This is a genomic window from Pseudomonas sp. SWI36 (genome assembly GCF_002948105.1).
Taxonomy (GTDB): Bacteria; Pseudomonadota; Gammaproteobacteria; order Pseudomonadales; family Pseudomonadaceae; genus Aquipseudomonas; species Aquipseudomonas alloputida.
Window position 1 is genome coordinate 1,903,098 of record NZ_CP026675.1, and the last position, 15,414, is coordinate 1,918,511.

General features: G+C 61.8%; 15 protein-coding genes. 4 read left to right on the forward strand and 11 right to left on the reverse strand.

Going from position 1 to position 15,414, the window contains the following annotated elements; all coding sequences use genetic code 11:
- Nucleotides 1–27 precede the first annotated feature (27 nt).
- On the forward strand, nt 28–675 hold the full coding sequence (gene coq7 / locus C4Q27_RS09360) for a 2-polyprenyl-3-methyl-6-methoxy-1,4-benzoquinone monooxygenase (RefSeq protein ID WP_104886764.1): 648 nt from the start codon (nt 28–30) through the stop codon (nt 673–675).
- 10 nt (nt 676–685) lie between these two features.
- Entirely contained in the window at nt 686–1,726 is a 1,041-nt protein-coding gene (locus C4Q27_RS09365; RefSeq protein ID WP_104886765.1) for a DUF2157 domain-containing protein, read from the forward strand.
- A gap of 76 nt (nt 1,727–1,802) precedes the next feature.
- On the opposite strand, the gene C4Q27_RS09370 is transcribed toward C4Q27_RS09365, so the two are convergent.
- Nucleotides 1,803–2,225, reverse strand: a complete 423-nt coding sequence (locus C4Q27_RS09370; protein ID WP_004376171.1) for an OsmC family protein — start codon at nt 2,223–2,225, stop codon at nt 1,803–1,805.
- A gap of 191 nt (nt 2,226–2,416) precedes the next feature.
- Here C4Q27_RS09370 and crp point away from each other — a divergent pair, with 191 nt between their 5' ends.
- Nucleotides 2,417–3,061, forward strand: a complete 645-nt coding sequence (gene crp, locus C4Q27_RS09375; protein ID WP_010951759.1) for a cAMP-activated global transcriptional regulator CRP — start codon at nt 2,417–2,419, stop codon at nt 3,059–3,061.
- Here the strand turns inward: crp and C4Q27_RS09380 are convergent.
- From C4Q27_RS09380 to C4Q27_RS09395, 4 genes are all read right to left on the reverse strand, one after another.
- On the reverse strand, nt 3,058–3,762 hold the full coding sequence (locus C4Q27_RS09380; RefSeq protein WP_014589460.1) for a lipoate--protein ligase family protein: 705 nt from the start codon (nt 3,760–3,762) through the stop codon (nt 3,058–3,060). The genes crp and C4Q27_RS09380 overlap by 4 nt on opposite strands.
- 147 nt (nt 3,763–3,909) lie before the next feature.
- Nucleotides 3,910–4,743 (reverse strand): indole-3-glycerol phosphate synthase TrpC, encoded by an 834-nt coding sequence (gene trpC, locus C4Q27_RS09385; RefSeq protein ID WP_064491036.1) that lies wholly within the window; start codon nt 4,741–4,743, stop codon nt 3,910–3,912.
- Nucleotides 4,740–5,789: an anthranilate phosphoribosyltransferase gene (gene trpD / locus C4Q27_RS09390; RefSeq protein WP_010951756.1), complete on the reverse strand. Its 1,050-nt coding sequence runs from the start codon at nt 5,787–5,789 to the stop codon at nt 4,740–4,742. Before trpD ends, trpC begins: the two co-directional genes overlap by 4 nt.
- Before the next feature lie 9 nt (nt 5,790–5,798).
- Nucleotides 5,799–6,392 carry an aminodeoxychorismate/anthranilate synthase component II gene (locus C4Q27_RS09395; RefSeq protein ID WP_003255531.1) on the reverse strand — a complete coding sequence of 198 codons (594 nt, stop codon included), beginning with the start codon at nt 6,390–6,392 and terminating at the stop codon, nt 5,799–5,801.
- Nucleotides 6,393–6,759: 367 nt separating this feature from the next.
- Between C4Q27_RS09395 and estP the strand changes: the two genes are divergently transcribed.
- Nucleotides 6,760–8,649 (forward strand): esterase EstP, encoded by a 1,890-nt coding sequence (gene estP / locus C4Q27_RS09400; protein ID WP_104886766.1) that lies wholly within the window; start codon nt 6,760–6,762, stop codon nt 8,647–8,649.
- Between the two features lie 385 nt (nt 8,650–9,034).
- Here estP and trpE read toward each other — a convergent pair whose 3' ends face one another.
- From trpE to C4Q27_RS09430, 6 genes are all read right to left on the reverse strand, one after another.
- A complete protein-coding gene (gene trpE / locus C4Q27_RS09405) occupies nt 9,035–10,516 on the reverse strand; it encodes an anthranilate synthase component I (RefSeq protein WP_104886767.1) in 1,482 nt (493 codons plus the stop codon).
- Nucleotides 10,517–10,585: 69 nt separating this feature from the next.
- Nucleotides 10,586–11,404: a phosphoglycolate phosphatase gene (locus tag C4Q27_RS09410; RefSeq protein ID WP_014589455.1), complete on the reverse strand. Its 819-nt coding sequence runs from the start codon at nt 11,402–11,404 to the stop codon at nt 10,586–10,588.
- Nucleotides 11,401–12,075 carry a ribulose-phosphate 3-epimerase gene (gene rpe, locus C4Q27_RS09415; protein ID WP_003255539.1) on the reverse strand — a complete coding sequence of 225 codons (675 nt, stop codon included), beginning with the start codon at nt 12,073–12,075 and terminating at the stop codon, nt 11,401–11,403. Before rpe ends, C4Q27_RS09410 begins: the two co-directional genes overlap by 4 nt.
- A gap of 152 nt (nt 12,076–12,227) precedes the next feature.
- The gene (locus C4Q27_RS09420) at nt 12,228–13,055 is read right to left on the reverse strand and encodes an ABC transporter permease (RefSeq protein ID WP_014589454.1); all 828 of its coding nucleotides are present in this window, start codon (nt 13,053–13,055) and stop codon (nt 12,228–12,230) included.
- Nucleotides 13,056–13,065: 10 nt separating this feature from the next.
- Complete coding sequence (locus C4Q27_RS09425) at nt 13,066–14,313, reverse strand: ABC transporter permease (RefSeq protein ID WP_010951751.1); 1,248 nt, start codon at nt 14,311–14,313, stop codon at nt 13,066–13,068.
- 60 nt (nt 14,314–14,373) lie between these two features.
- Nucleotides 14,374–15,408, reverse strand: coding sequence for an ABC transporter substrate-binding protein (locus C4Q27_RS09430; RefSeq protein ID WP_064491038.1), 1,035 nt, complete (start codon nt 15,406–15,408; stop codon nt 14,374–14,376).
- Between the last annotated feature and the right edge of the window lie 6 nt (nt 15,409–15,414).

The window sequence follows — 15,414 nt, forward strand, 5'->3', positions numbered from 1 at the left end:
TCGGGCACATTCTTGCGGAGGTGCCCGATGGCTACCGAACGTCACTACTCGCCGCTCGACCGCTTGTTGCTGCAGGCCGATACCGCCATGCGCACCTTGCTGCCCTTCAGCGGCCAACCCACCCGGCCATCGCCGGCCATCGTCCAGCCAGACGCTGACCTGGACGAGCAGCAGGCCCGTCATATTGCCGGGCTGATGCGCATCAACCATACCGGTGAAGTCTGCGCCCAGGCGTTGTACCAAGGCCAGGCCCTGACCGCCAAGCTGCCCGAAGTGCGCAAGGCCATGGAGCATGCCGCCGAGGAAGAAGTGGATCACCTGGCCTGGTGCGAACAGCGCATTCGCCAGCTGAACAGTCACCCCAGCGTGCTCAACCCTCTGTTCTACGGCATGTCGTTCGGCATCGGCGCACTGGCAGGGCTGGTCAGCGACAAGGTCAGCCTGGGCTTCGTCGCCGCTACCGAACATCAGGTGTGCAAGCACCTCGACGAGCACCTGAAGCAGCTCCCGCACGAAGATGAAAAATCCCGGGCCATTCTCGAGCAAATGCGCATCGACGAAGAACAGCACGCCGAGTCTGCACTGGAAGCCGGTGGTTATCGCTTCCCGGCCCCCGTCCGCTTTGGCATGAGCTTGCTGGCCAAGGTCATGACCAAGAGCACATACCGCATCTGAAGGCATCACCATGACGGATCGATTCGACGCCAAGGACCTGGCGCGCGCCGTGCAAGCAGGCATTCTCCAACCAGGCCAGGATCAAAGCCTGTTGGCATTCCTGCGCCAGCAACCCGCACCACGTGGCAGCTTTCAGCTGGCCCATGTTGCCTTCTACTTTGGCGCCATGCTGATCATGGCGGCCCTGGGCTGGTTGCTCACCGAGGCCTGGATGAGCCTCGGTGACGGCGCGCTGTTGATCATCGCCAGCCTCTATATCCTGTTGATCACCTTGTTCGCCCTCAATCTGCAACGCCGCGCCCAGCCCGTCGCCGCTGGCGTGCTGGCAGCAGTAGCAGTCAGCATCGTGCCGCTGGCGGTATTCGCTATCGAACGCATGCTCGGCTGGTGGCCACTGGACGATGCGCAGGCCGACTACCACCAGTACTACACCTACGTGCAGGGTGGCTGGCTGGCGATGGAAGCAGCCACGGTGCTTGCCGGGCTGCTGATGCTGCGGTTGATCCCCTACCCGTTCGTCGTCATGCCAATGGCCGTAGCCTTGTGGTTCATGTCGATGGACCTTAGCGAGTGGTTCTTCGGCTCCCCGTTCAGCTGGGAGCAGCGCCGCCAGGTATCCCTGTGGTTTGGCCTGGGCTTGCTGGTGGTGTTCCTCGTGATAGACGGTCGCACGCGTGAAGACTACGCCCGTTGGGGTTACCTCGCCGGGCTGGCAGCATTCTGGGGCGGGTTGACGCTGCTGGACAGCGGCAGTGAGTTGGGCAAGGCCATGTACTGCCTGATCAACATTGCGCTGATGGGCATGGCGGTGCTGCTGCGTCGGCCGGTGTTCATGGTGTTTGGTGCGCTGGGGGTGGCGGCTTATCTGGGATATCTGTCGTACGAGGTGTTTGCCCAGTCGCTGCTGTTCCCGGTGGTGCTGACCATGATCGGGCTGGGGGTTATCTGGCTTGGGCTGGTTTACCAGAAGCGCCGGGAGCGGTTGAGCCATGCGCTGAGAGGCAGTCTTCCGCAATGGTTGCGGATGGCCCTTCCGGCTCTGCGCAACTGAAACTCGCCCGGGCCGCGGGTGGGAGCGGGTTCACCCGCTTCCACAAGGGCTGCAAAGCGGCCCCGGAATCTCAGCCTTAACCCAGCTCTACGATTTCATACCCATGGGTAATCTCAACCCCGGCACGCTCGAGCATGATCGAAGCCGAGCAATACTTTTCCGCCGACAGCTCCACCGCCCGCTTGACCTGCGCTTCTTTCAGCCCACGCCCCTTCACCACAAAGTTCATGTGAATCTTGGTGAACACCTTCGGGTCTTCGCTGGCGCGCTCCGCCTCCAGAAATGCCTCGCAGCTTTCCACTGCCTGGCGCGACTTCTTCAGAATGCTCACCACGTCAAAGCTGCTGCAGCCACCCAGGCCCAGCAACAGCATTTCCATCGGTCGCACGCCCAGGTTGCGGCCGCCGGCCTCGGGCGGGCCGTCCATTACGACGACATGGCCGCTCCCCGATTCGCCGAGGAACATTGCCTCACCGGCCCACTGGATACGTGCCTTCATCTACCCGGACTCCTGATTTTCGGAAAAGGGTGTCAGCTTAGACCTTGTGCGGCTGTGGGAAAAGCACGAGATGTGTCGGTTTAGTACCGAAACATCTCGTAGTGTCTGATAAGCTGGCGCCAAATGACTGGCGCTCGCCGTCAGCCAACCTCTAAAAAAAGCCTATGCGTCATATCGAACAGGATTTCGTGATGGTTGCCTCCGCCCTACCCGCCAAGATAAAGAACATCGACAAGCTGCTGGTACACTGCCAGCGCCGCCGCTACACCGCCAAAAGCAATATCATCTGCGCCGGCGACCGGGCCGAGACACTGTCGTTCATCATCAAGGGTTCGGTCACCATCCTCATCGAGGACGACGACGGCCATGAAATGATCATCGCCTACCTCAACCATGGCGATTTTTTTGGCGAGCTAGGCCTGTTCGAGCCCGTTGATGGCGAGCAGCAGCGCAGTGCCTGGGTACGCGCCAAGACCGAATGCGAAGTGGCCGAAATCAGCTACGAGAAGTTTCGCGAGCTGGCGCGCCAGGACCCGGAAATCCTCTATGCCCTGGGTAGCCAGATGGCCCAGCGCCTGCGCAACACTACGCGCAAGGTTGGCGATTTGGCATTTTTCGACGTGACCGGGCGAGTTGCCCGCTGCCTGCTGGAACTGTGCAAGCAGCCCGACGCCATGACCCACCCCGATGGCATGCAAATCAAGATTACCCGTCAGGAAATCGGCCGAATCGTCGGTTGCTCTCGGGAAATGGTCGGCCGCGTTCTCAAGGACCTCGAGGAACGCAGCCTGGTGCAGGTCAAGGGCAAGACCATGGTGGTCCACGGTACCCGCTAATCCTTGGGCAACTCGGCCAGCACCTTGGCGTAGGCCTGCGAAAGGCGCTCGAACCAGGGCGCTGCCGGCGCCACTTCGTGCAAGGCGATGTGCGCATCAGCGCGACAGCGTTGCTCCAGCTCACAGCACTCGTTGAAGCGGTTGACCGCCGCCACCATCGACTCACGCTCGTTGTCCAGCAGCAGCGCACCGTGCACCAGCACCACAGGGCGCTTGCCACCCAGGCCCTGACGCCAGCGCTGGGCGGTACCCACCAATTTGCGGCCATTGAGGTTGACGTTGTAGCGGCCATCGCAGAAGGCCCCGTCGATTTCCCCGACTGACGCTACGCCGCCCCACTCGCGCAGCACATCACACAGCGGCAGACACAGGCGCTCGTAGGCATTTTCGATACGGCCGTGGTCGCCTTCACTGCGCGGTGCGGCGTAGACCAGTGCAACGTTCACCGTCGAATGCGACTGAGGCACCGGCTCGCCGCCGGTTTCTCGCAGCAGCACCGGCCAGCCAGCAATAGCCAATTCCGCGCAGGCGACCTCGAAGTTGCCCAGCCGGCTCATGCGCCGAGGCATGACCAGCGCGTGGTCGGTGGGGCGCCAGAACAGCACGCCACTTTCGCGTTCGCCACGGCAGACGGCGGCCAGCAGTTCCTGCTCGGCGTGCAGGCCTTGTTCGACGCTCAGGGCCAGGGGTTGATCGGTCATTGATCCACCTATGATGTTGATTTCACTGGCCTCTTCGCGGGTAAACCCGCTCCTACGACAGGGCGCGTATCCGTGTAGGAGCGGGCTTGCCCGCGAAGAGGCCATTACAGGTACAAAAAAGCCGGCAAAAACGCCGGCTTCATTTGATCAGTCCAGTTGCTGAACAGTCTTCTTCACCTGCTCGGGGAAGAACAGCCGCTGTAATTCCAGGCCAGGCTGCTCAGCGCGCATGAACGCCTCACCCACCAGGAACGAGTAAACCTCGTTGATTGCCATCAGCTCCACATCGGCCCGGTTGAGAATACCGCTTTCGGTAATCGCCAGACGGTCACGCGGAATGCGCGGCAGCAGGTCAAGGGTGGTTTCCAGGCTGACCTCGAAGGTGTGCAGGTTGCGGTTGTTCACCCCCACCAGCGGCGTATCCAGGGTTTTCAGCGCGCGCTCCAGTTCATCGCCATCGTGCACTTCCACCAGCACGTCGAGGCCGACGTCCTTGGCAGTGGCGGCCAGTTCAGCCATCTTCACGTCATCCAGCGCCGACACGATCAGGAGTACGCAATCTGCGCCCAGGGCCCGGGCCTCGACGATCTGGTAAGGGTCGACCATGAAGTCCTTGCGGATCACCGGCAGCGAAACAGCCGCGCGGGCCTGCTGCAAGTACTCATCGGCACCCTGGAAATAATCGACATCGGTCAACACCGACAGGCAGGTGGCCCCGCCCTTCTCGTAGCTGACCGCGATTTCCGCTGGCACGAAGTGCTCGCGGATCACGCCCTTGCTTGGCGAAGCCTTCTTGATTTCGGCAATCACCGCGGGCTGCTTGCGCTTGGCCTGCTCGATCAGCGCGTTGGCGAAGCCTCGCGGGGCGTCAGCGGCCTTGGCCAGGGCCTCCAGCTCGGCGAGGCTGACGCGCGCACTGCGCTCGGCCACTTCCTGAAACTTGCGGGCAATGATCCTTTCCAGCACCGTCGGCACACTCATGCTTCGTTCTCCACCTTGAATACTGCAGTAAAGGCACCCAATTCCTGCAGCTTTTCCCAGGCCAGGCCGGTGTGCAGTACATCATGGGCCAGTTCTACACCGGCTTTCAGGCTCATGGCATGGTCGGCTGCATACAGTGCCGCGCCAGCATTAAGCACGATCATCTCGGCGGCCTTCTGACCGTTCTCGGTCTTGCGCCGGCCCAGCGCATCGCGGATCAACTCCAGCGAAGCCTGCGGGCTCTCGACAGCCAGGCCATGAAGGCTCTGACTCTTCATGCCGAGGTCTTCCGGCTCGACCCAATATTCAGTGATTTCGTCATTTTTCAGTTCGGCGACGAAGGTGGGTGCAGCCAGGCTGAACTCGTCCAGACCATCCTTCGAGTGCACGACCAGCACATGCTTGCTCCCCAGGCGCTGCAGCACCTCAGCCAGCGGGCGGCAAAGGGTTTGCGCGAACACACCGACCACCTGGTGCTTCACTCCGGCCGGATTCGTAAGCGGGCCGAGCATATTGAACAGGGTGCGCAACCCCAGTTCTCGACGTGGGCCAGCGGCATGTTTCATGGCCGAGTGGTGACTTTGCGCGAACATGAAGCCGATGCCCAGGCTGTCGATGCAGCGTGCCACTTGAGTTGGCGTCAGGTTCAGGTAGATGCCGGCAGCTTCCAGCAGGTCGGCACTGCCGCTCTTGCCCGAGACTGCGCGGTTACCATGCTTGGCCACCGGGCAACCCGCCGCCGCCAGGACGAAGGACGAAGCGGTGGACACGTTGAAGATGTTAGCGCCATCACCGCCGGTTCCGACAATATCGACGACACCATCGAGGCTTTGCAGCTCGACCTTTTCGGCCAGCTCGCGCATCACCGACACCGCACCGACGATCTCGTCGATGCTTTCGCTTTTCATGCGCATGCCCATCAGGAAAGCGCCTATCTGCGCCTCGCTGCACTGACCGGTCATGATCTGGCGCATGACCTCGCGCATTTCTTCGGTGGTCAGGTCCAACTGGCCGACGATACGGCTCAACGCACTCTTGATATCCATGTTCGATCCTTAACGGCGGCCGCCGGTCTGCTTGAGGAAGTTGGCGAACAGTTCGTGGCCCTGCTCGGTCAGGATCGACTCAGGGTGGAATTGCACCCCTTCGATATTCAGCGTCTTGTGGCGCAGGCCCATGATCTCATCGACCGAGCCGTCAGCATGGGAGGTCCAGGCGGTAACTTCCAGGCAGTCGGGCAAGGTTTCACGCTTTACCACCAGCGAATGGTAACGGGTCACGGTCAGCGGGTTGTTAAGGCTGGCGAACACGCCCAGGTCGCGGTGATATACCGGGCTGGTCTTGCCGTGCATGACCTGACGTGCACGTACAACGTCGCCGCCAAAGGCCTGCCCGATTGACTGGTGGCCCAGGCATACGCCGAGGATTGGCAACTTCCCGGCGAAATGCAGGATGGCCTCGATGGACACGCCTGCCTCGCTTGGGGTGCACGGGCCCGGAGATACGACGATGCGCTCAGGGTTGAGGGCCTCAATCTGGGCGATGGTCATTTCGTCATTGCGAATGACCTTGACCTCGGCACCCAGCTCGCCAAGGTACTGAACGACGTTGTAAGTGAATGAGTCATAATTGTCGATCATCAGTAACATGGTGTTAAACCTCTTGAATCTACTGACTTCATGATTCGAACCTTCCGGCACCAGCCACAGGCGCGGCTTTGCCACAACGGGCGGTAAACGAGAAGGCAAACGGGGACGGGCCGGGCGGGCCGGCAGGAGATAAAGTCAGGCGCGCCAACGCCAACGGGCGTGGGCCTTGATTACGCGCATCAAGAGTTTGCTGACGATCAACACAGGATAGGTCTCGCTCATACGTCCCGGCACAGTAGCCTACCGGGGCGACGGGCGCAATATGCCTGTAAACACGGGGAAACGAATGGACTTGGGAGCGAAGCACGACGATTTGCTAAGGTCGATGGGCTTGTCCTGATAAAAACAAAGAAAAGGATGTTCCCCGATGCGAAAAGCCCCGTTATTGCGCTTTACCCTCGCTTCACTGGCCCTGGCCTGCAGCCAGGCGTTGGCCGGCCCTTCGCCCTATTCAACCCTGATCGTGTTTGGCGACAGCCTCGCCGATGCCGGGCAGTTTCCCGATCTTGTTGGAGGTACCCCAGGCGCGCGTTTCACCAACCGTGACGCCGACGGCAACTTCGCCCCGGTGTCGCCGATGATCCTCGGTGGCCGCCTGGGCGTTGCGCCAGGCGACCTTAACCCGTCGACATCCGTAGGCATCCAGCCCGATGGTAATAACTGGGCAGTCGGCGGGTACACCACCCAGCAGATCCTGGACTCGATCACGACAACGTCCGAGACCGTCATCCCACCAGGAAACCCCAATGCCGGGTTGGTGCTGCGCGAGCGCCCCGGCTACCTGGCCAACGGCCTGCGCGCCGACCCCAATGCCTTGTACTACCTGACAGGCGGCGGCAACGACTTCCTTCAGGGCCTGGTGAATAGCTCGGCCGACGCCGTAGCCGCCGGCGCCCGCCTGGCTGCCAGCGCCCAAGCGCTTCAGCAAGGAGGCGCGCGCTACATCATGGTCTGGCTGCTACCTGACCTCGGCCAAACGCCCAATTTCAGCGGCACGCCACAGCAAAACCCACTGTCACTGCTCTCCGCTGCGTTCAACCAGTCACTGATCAGCCAGCTAGAGCAGATCGATGCCCAGATCATTCCACTGAACATCCCTGTGCTGTTGAGCGAGGCGCTGGCCAGCCCCAGTCAGTTCGGCCTGGCCAGCGACCAGAACCTGGTCGGCACCTGCTACAGCGGCGATAGCTGCGTGGAAAACCCGGTGTACGGGATCAACGGCACAACGCCAGACCCGACCAAACTGCTGTTCAACGACTCGGTCCACCCGACCATCGCGGGTCAGCAGCTGATTGCCGATTACGCCTACTCGATCCTCGCGGCCCCCTGGGAACTGACCCTGCTACCGGAAATGGCTCACGCCAGCCTGCGGGCTCACCAGGATGAGTTGCGTAATCAGTGGCAGACGCCTTGGCAAGCAGTTGGCCAATGGCAAGCCTTTGTCGCCAGCGGCGCTCAGGACCTGGACTTCGACGGCCAGCGCAGCGCGGCCAGCGGTGACGGCCGCGGCTACAATCTGACCGTGGGCGGCAGCTATCGCCTGAACGACGCCTGGCGCCTGGGCCTGGCCGGCGGTGCGTACCGGCAGAAGCTGGAAGCTGGTGAACAGGACTCGGACTACAAGCTGAACAGCTATATGGCCAGTGCCTTTGCCCAATACCGCCAGGACCGCTGGTGGGCCGACGCGGCGCTGACCGCCGGGCACCTAGACTACAGCGACCTCAAGCGTACCTTCGCCCTGGGCGTGAATGACCGCAGTGAGAAGGGCGACACCGACGGCGAGGCCTGGGCAATGTCAGGGCGGTTGGGCTACAACCTGGCGGCCGACACCAGCAACTGGCAGTTGGCACCTTTCATCAGTGCCGACTATGCGCGGGTGAAGGTGGATGGCTACGACGAGAAGAGCGGACGCTCGACGGCGCTTGCCTTCGATGACCAGGAGCGCACGTCACGCCGCCTGGGCGTGGGGGTGCTGGGCAGTGTGCAGGTACTGCCAAGTACCCGGCTTTTCGCCGAGGTGGCGCAGGAGCATGAGTTCGAGGACGACGAGCAGGATGTGACGATGCACCTGACCAGCTTGCCGGCGAATGACTTCACCCTGACCGGGTATACGCCGCACAGCGACCTGACCCGGGCGAGCCTGGGTGTGAGCCATGAACTGGTGGCAGGGGTGCATTTGCGCGGGAACTACAACTGGCGCAAGAGTGATGAGTTGACGCAGCAGGGCATTAGCGTGGGGGTTAGCGTGGACTTCTGAATTGCTGGGGGCCGCTTTGCGGCCCATTCGCGGGTGAACCCGCTCCTACGACGGCCTCGTATGCCTGAGGCTTGCGCAACCCTTGTAGGAGCGGGTTTACCCGCGAATACGGTAGCGGCGACAACGGTGAACGCCTGGTGGAAATTGGCCAGCAGGCCCGGCCCATTCGCGGGTGAACCCGCTCCTACGACGGCCTCGTATGCCTGAGGCTTGCGCATCCCCTGTAGGAGCGGGTTTACCCGCGAATACGGTGGCGGCGGCAACGGTGAACGGCGGGTAGAGATTGGCCAGCAGGCCCGGCCCTTTCGCGGGTAAACCCGCTCCTACACAACCTTGTAGGAGCGTGGTTTACCCGCGAATGGGCTGCGCAGCAGCCCCAATCAATTTATCTGGCGGAAGTCTGCTCGGCCAACGCCACCGCACGGAACATCGCCCGGCGCTTGTTGATGGTTTCTTCCCATTCCAGCGCCGGCACCGAGTCGGCAACGATGCCGCCACCGGCCTGCACATGCAGCTCGCCGTCCTTGATCACTGCGGTACGAATGGCAATTGCGGTATCCATGTTGCCGTTCCAGGCAAAATAGCCGACGGCACCGCCGTAAACCCCACGCTTGACCGGCTCCAGCTCGTCGATGATCTCCATCGCCCGGATCTTGGGCGCACCCGACAAGGTGCCAGCCGGCAGAATCGCCCGCAGTGCATCCATCGCCGTCAGGCCTTCACGCAGCTGGCCGGTAACGTTGGAAACAATGTGCATCACGTTGGAGTAACGCTCGATCACCATCTTCTCGGTCAGGCGCACACTGCCGGTCGAAGACACACGACCGACATCGTTGCGACCCAGATCGATCAGCATCAGGTGCTCGGCAATTTCCTTGTCGTCCGACAACAGGTCGTCTTCCAGCGCACGATCGGCCTCTTCGGTCGCACCACGCGGGCGGGTACCGGCAATCGGGCGCACGGTGACCAGGTTGTCCTCGACACGTACCAGCACTTCGGGCGAGCTGCCGACCACATGGAAGTCACCGAAGTTGAAGAAGTACATGTATGGCGTCGGGTTGAAGCAGCGTAGCGCGCGATACAGGTCGATAGGCGCAGCCTTGAAGTCGATCGACATGCGCTGCGACGGCACCACCTGCATACAGTCCCCGGCCAGGATGTATTCCTTGATACGACCGACGGCGTTTTCGTAATCCTCGCGGGTGTAGCTGGAGCGGAACGCCGGTTCGGCCGCCTGCGGCCCGCTCAGGTCCAGGCCGCGGCGCGGGGTGATTGGCTGGCGCAAGGTTTCCAGCAAACCTTGCAGGCGTGCCTGGCCCTGTTCGAAGGCCTGATCTTCAGCTGGGTCGACCAACACGATGGCGTGCATCTTGCCCGCCAGGTTGTCGAACACCACCACCGCGTCGGACACCATCAGCAGGATATCCGGTACGCCCAGCGGGTCCGGGTTGGGGCTGGCCCCCAGGCGCTTTTCAACATAACGCACGCAGTCGTAGCCAAAGTAGCCGACCAGGCCGCCATTGAAACGCGGCAGGCCGGGGATATCGGCAACTTTGTAGCGGTCCTTGAAGGTTTCAACGAATGCCAGCGGGTCTTCGACCTCGCAGCTTTCCACCTCGACGTCATCGTGCAGGATGCTGACACGGTAGCCATGCACACGCATCACGGTGCGCGATGGCAAGCCGATCATCGAGTAACGGCCCCACTTCTCGCCGCCCTGCACCGATTCGAGCAGGTACGAGTTGGGCTGGTCAGCCAGTTTCAGGTAGATCGACAGCGGCGTGTCGAAGTCGGCCAAGGTTTCACAGGCCAAGGGAATACGGTTGTAGCCGGCAGCGGCCAGGCGCAGGAATTCTTCGCGGTTCATGAGTAGTCTCGTGGCAAGCAGCAATAGGTCAGGCAAACGGACGGGCCGGCACACGCCGGCAGGCTGAAGTCAGGCGCGCCAACGCCAACGGGCCAAGGCCTTGATGACTTTCATCCAGAATTTGCCAGTAACCGCCACGGTGGACTCTCTGTCTTGTGAGGCTTGAAGGTCCGCCAACGTTATCCCAGTGGCCGGGTCTGCGCAACCGGGCAGCAATGCGCGCAGGTCGTCGATTACCAGGCTGGGGGATTCGTCGTCGATCGGCCGGCCATGGTTATAGCCGTAGGTCAGGCCCACGCATTGCACGCCAGCCGCCTTCGCCGCCTGCACGTCACTGCGCGAATCACCGACAAACAGGGACTGCTGCGGGGTAACACCGGCCATCTGCATGACGAATAGCAACGCCGCCGGGTCGGGCTTTTTCTGCGGCAGGGTGTCGCCACCAATGATCCAGCGGAAGAAATTACCGATCTTCATCTGGTCCAGCAGCGGGCCAACAAAGCGCTCAGGCTTGTTGGTAATCAGCGCCATCTCCACGCCCTGCTTGCGCAGCCAGCGCAGGGTGTCGCGCACGCCGGGGTAGACCACGGTAAGTTCATGGCTTTCGGCATAAGCGTCCATGAACAGCGCCAGCGCCTGTTCTGCCAGCGCATCGTCCACGTCGGCATGGTCGATGCCGCCCGCCAACGCGCGGCGCACCAGCACCTGGGCGCCATTGCCAACCCAGTGGCGCACGGCCTCAAGGCCAGCAGGCGGGCGCCCCAGTTCGAGCAGCATGCGGTCCACGGCGGCGGCCAGGTCAGGCACGGAATCGATCAGGGTACCGTCCAGATCGAACATCACCAGCCTTGGCAGCGTTCCCGGGAACAGCTGCTCGAAGCCACTCATGGGCGGGCCAGGGCCAGTTCGGCGCGCATCTTGGCGATCACTTCCTGATAGTCCGGGGCGTTGAAGATCGCCGAGCCGGCCACGAAGGTGTCGGCGCCAGCGGCAGCGATCTCGCGGATGTTGTTGACGTTCACGCCACCATCGATCTCCAGACGGATATCACGGCCACTGGCGTCGATCAGCGCACGCGCTTCGCGCAGCTTGTCGAGGGTGCCGGGGATGAACTTCTGCCCGCCGAAGCCTGGGTTGACGCTCATCAGCAGCACCATGTCGATCTTGTCCATCACATACTTCAGGGCGTCCAGGCTGGTGGCCGGGTTGAACACCAGGCCGGCTTTGCAGCCACCATCCTTGATCAGCTGAAGCGAACGGTCGATGTGCTGCGTGGCTTCAGGGTGGAAGGTGATGTAGGTGGCGCCCGCTTCGATAAAGTCGCCAATGATGCGGTCAACCGGGCTGACCATCAGGTGCACGTCGATCGGCGCAGTAACGCCGTACTTGCGCAGAGCGGTACAGACCATCGGACCGATGGTCAGGTTGGGGACATAGTGATTGTCCATGACATCGAAGTGGACGATGTCTGCACCCGCAGCCAATACCTTGTCGACGTCCTCACCCAGGCGGGCAAAATCGGCAGAGAGAATGGAGGGGGCAATAGCGTAGGGCTGCATGGCGCACCTGTTGGCAGAGTCACGGTGGCGCGCATTGTAACTCAGGGAAAGCGATGAAGGCTGATTGGTATCAATTGCTGTCGACCAGCGCAACCTGTGCCGGCCTCTTCGCAGCTTTAGCCGCGAAGAGGCCGACACAGGCAACCCCCTCATCAGGCCGGCTGCTGGGTCCTCAGCTTCTCACTACGCCCACGCAACCATTCCAGGGTCAGCAGCAACACCACCGAGAACGCAATCAACAAGGTCGCCGCCGCGGCAATGGTCGGGCTCAGGTTCTCGCGAATACCGCTGAACATCTGCCGCGGCAGGGTTGCCTGCTCCGGCCCGGCGAGGAACAGCGTCACCACCACCTCGTCAAACGAGGTGGCAAAGGCAAACAGGGCGCCCGAGATGACGCCGGGTGCGATCAGCGGCAGGGTCACCCGGCGGAAAGCCAGCAGAGGCGAAGCTCCCAGGCTGGCCGCCGCACGCACCAGATTGTAGTTGAACCCCTGCAGCGTCGCCGACACGGTGATGATGACGAACGGCACACCCAGTACCGCATGCACCAGAATCAGCGAGGTGAAACTGTTGCCCATACCCAGAGGGGCGAAGAACAGGTAACTGGCCACCCCGATGATCACTACCGGCACCACCATGGGCGAGATCACCAGCGCCATCACCAGCGACTTGCCGGGGAAATCGCCCCGGGTCAGGCCGATGGCCGCCAAGGTGCCGAACACCATGGCCAGCACTGTGGCCGCCGGGGCAACGATGATGCTGTTTTTCAATGCCCGCATCCATTCGGCCGAGCCGAAGAAGTCCTGATACCACTGCAGCGAGAAGCCCTGCAGCGGGTACACCAGGAAGCTGCCACTGTTGAACGACAGCGGCACGATCACCAGCACTGGCAAGATCAGAAACAGCAGGATCAAGCCGCAGAGAATACGCAGGCTGTAGAACCAGACCCGCTCCACGGGCGACATGTATGGGCTCAGCATGACAGGCTCCTCAGCTCAGGCGCAGACGGCTGGCGCCGACCAGCCAGCTATAGATCAGGTACAACAGCACGGTCGCCAGCAGCAACAGCCCGCCCAGTGCGGTGGCCATGCCCCAGTTGATGCTGGTGTTGGTATAGAAGGCGACGAAGTAGCTGACCATCTGGTCGTTGGGGCTACCCAGCAGCGCCGGGGTGATGTAGTAACCGATGGCAAGGATGAACACCAGCAGGCAACCGGCGCCAACACCGGCGTAAGTCTGCGGGAAGTACACCCGCCAGAAACTGGCGAACGGGTGGCAGCCCAGCGAGATCGCCGCACGCATGTAGCTTGGGGAAATACCCTTCATCACGCTGTACAGCGGCAGGATCATGAACGGCAGCAGGATGTGCACCATCGAGATGTAGACACCTGTGCGGTTGAACACCAGCTCCAGCGGCTGGTCGATGATGCCCATGGCCATCAGCGCGCTGTTGATCAGCCCGCCCGACTGCAGCAGCACGATCCAGGCCGCCACCCGCACCAGGATCGATGTCCAGAAAGGCAACAGCACCAGAATCATCAGCAGGTTGCTCTGCCGGGTCGGCAGGTTGGCCAACAAGTAGGCCAGTGGGTAGGCCAGTACCAGGCAGATAGTGGTAATCACCACGCCCATCCACAGGGTACGGACAAAAATGTCCAGGTAAATGGCCTGGTCCGGGGTGGCCTTGGCCAGCTCACCAAGGTCATCGATGCGATGGTCCACCGAGGCCAGCAGGTAGAAAGAGGTCACCGAACTGGTATTGCGGCGTATCGCCTGCCAATAAGCCGGGTCGCCCCAACGCTCGTCGACAGCCTGCAACGCCTCTTTATAAGAGGCAGGCTCAGCCTTGAAGGGCAGCGCACGGGCAGTCTTGGTCAACAAGCTGCGGTAACCGGCCAGCTCCATGTTCAAGCGTTTGGAAAGGTCACCAAGGGTCTGGTTCTTGCGCGACTCGGCCAAATCCTGGCTCAGCGCCTTGTAAACGTCCTCGCCTGGCAGGCTCTTGCCATCCCACTGGCTGATGATTTCCACCGTGCGCGGCAGGCCGCCGACCACTTCAGGGTTGCCGACGCTCTTGTACAGCAGCGCCGCAATCGGCACCAGGAACACCAGCAGAAGAAACAGCGCCAGCGGCGCGATCAACGCCTGCGCCTTCCAGCGGTTGACCCGCTCGGCGTGTTTGAGGCGCTGCTTGAGACTTGGACCTGCGCCTTCGTTGAGGGGCACTGCAATGGCCATGGCGAACTCCGCAATACAGGCTGAATTGGGGGCCGCTTTGCGGCCCCACACACTGGACGTTTACTTCTTCGCCGCCCAGGCGTTGAAGCGTTGCTCCAGCTGCTCGCTGTTGTCGGCCCAGAACGCCACGTCGATCTGCACCTGGTTGGCAATGTTCTCTGGCGTGGTCGGCATGTCTTTCTTCACTTCGTCCGACAGCAGGCTCACGGCCTTGGAGTTGGCCGGGCCATAGGCGATGTTTTCGGAGTAGATCTTCTGCTGCTCGGGCTTGACGCTGTAGGCGATGAACTTCTTCGCCTCTTCGACGTTTTTGGCGCCTTTGGGAATTGCCCATGCGTCGAAGTCATAGATGCCGCCGTTCCACACCACCTTGAGGTTGCTTTCTTTCTGCACAGCGGCAATACGGCCGTTGTAGGCAGAGCTCATGACCACGTCGCCAGAGGCCAGGAACTGCGGTGGCTGTGCACCCGCTTCCCACCACTGGATGCTGGGCTTGAGTTCGTCGAGTTTCTTGAAGGCGCGGTCCTGGCCTTCCTTGGTTGCCAGCACTTTGTAGACGTCCTTGGGCGCAACACCGTCGGCCATCAGTGCAAATTCCATCGTGTACTTGGCGCCCTTGCGCAGGCCGCGCTTGCCCGGGAACTGCTTGGTGTCCCAGAAATCGGCCCAGCTGGTGGGGGCGGTCTTGAGCTTGTCGGCGTTGTAGGCCATGACCGTGGACCAGACGAAGAAGCCCACACCGCAAGGCTGAATGGCACCAGGCACGTAGTCTTCCTCGTTGCCGAACAGGGCCGGGTCGAGCTCTTCGAACATGCCTTCGTCGCAACCGCGCGCCAGCTCTGGCGACTCAACCTCTACCAGGTTCCACGACACACTCTTGGTGTCGACCATTGCCTTGACCTTGGCCATTTCGCCGTTGTACTCACCCGCGACAATCTTGCCATTACCCGCTTTTTCCCAGGGTTCGTAGAACGCTTTGACCTGGGCAGCCTTGTTGGCGCCACCGAACGAGATCACGGTGAGGTCTGCGGCCATGGCCTGGCCAGCGGTGAACAGCCCCAAAGCCAGGGCGGTCAGTTTCAACTGCTTGCGCATTATTAT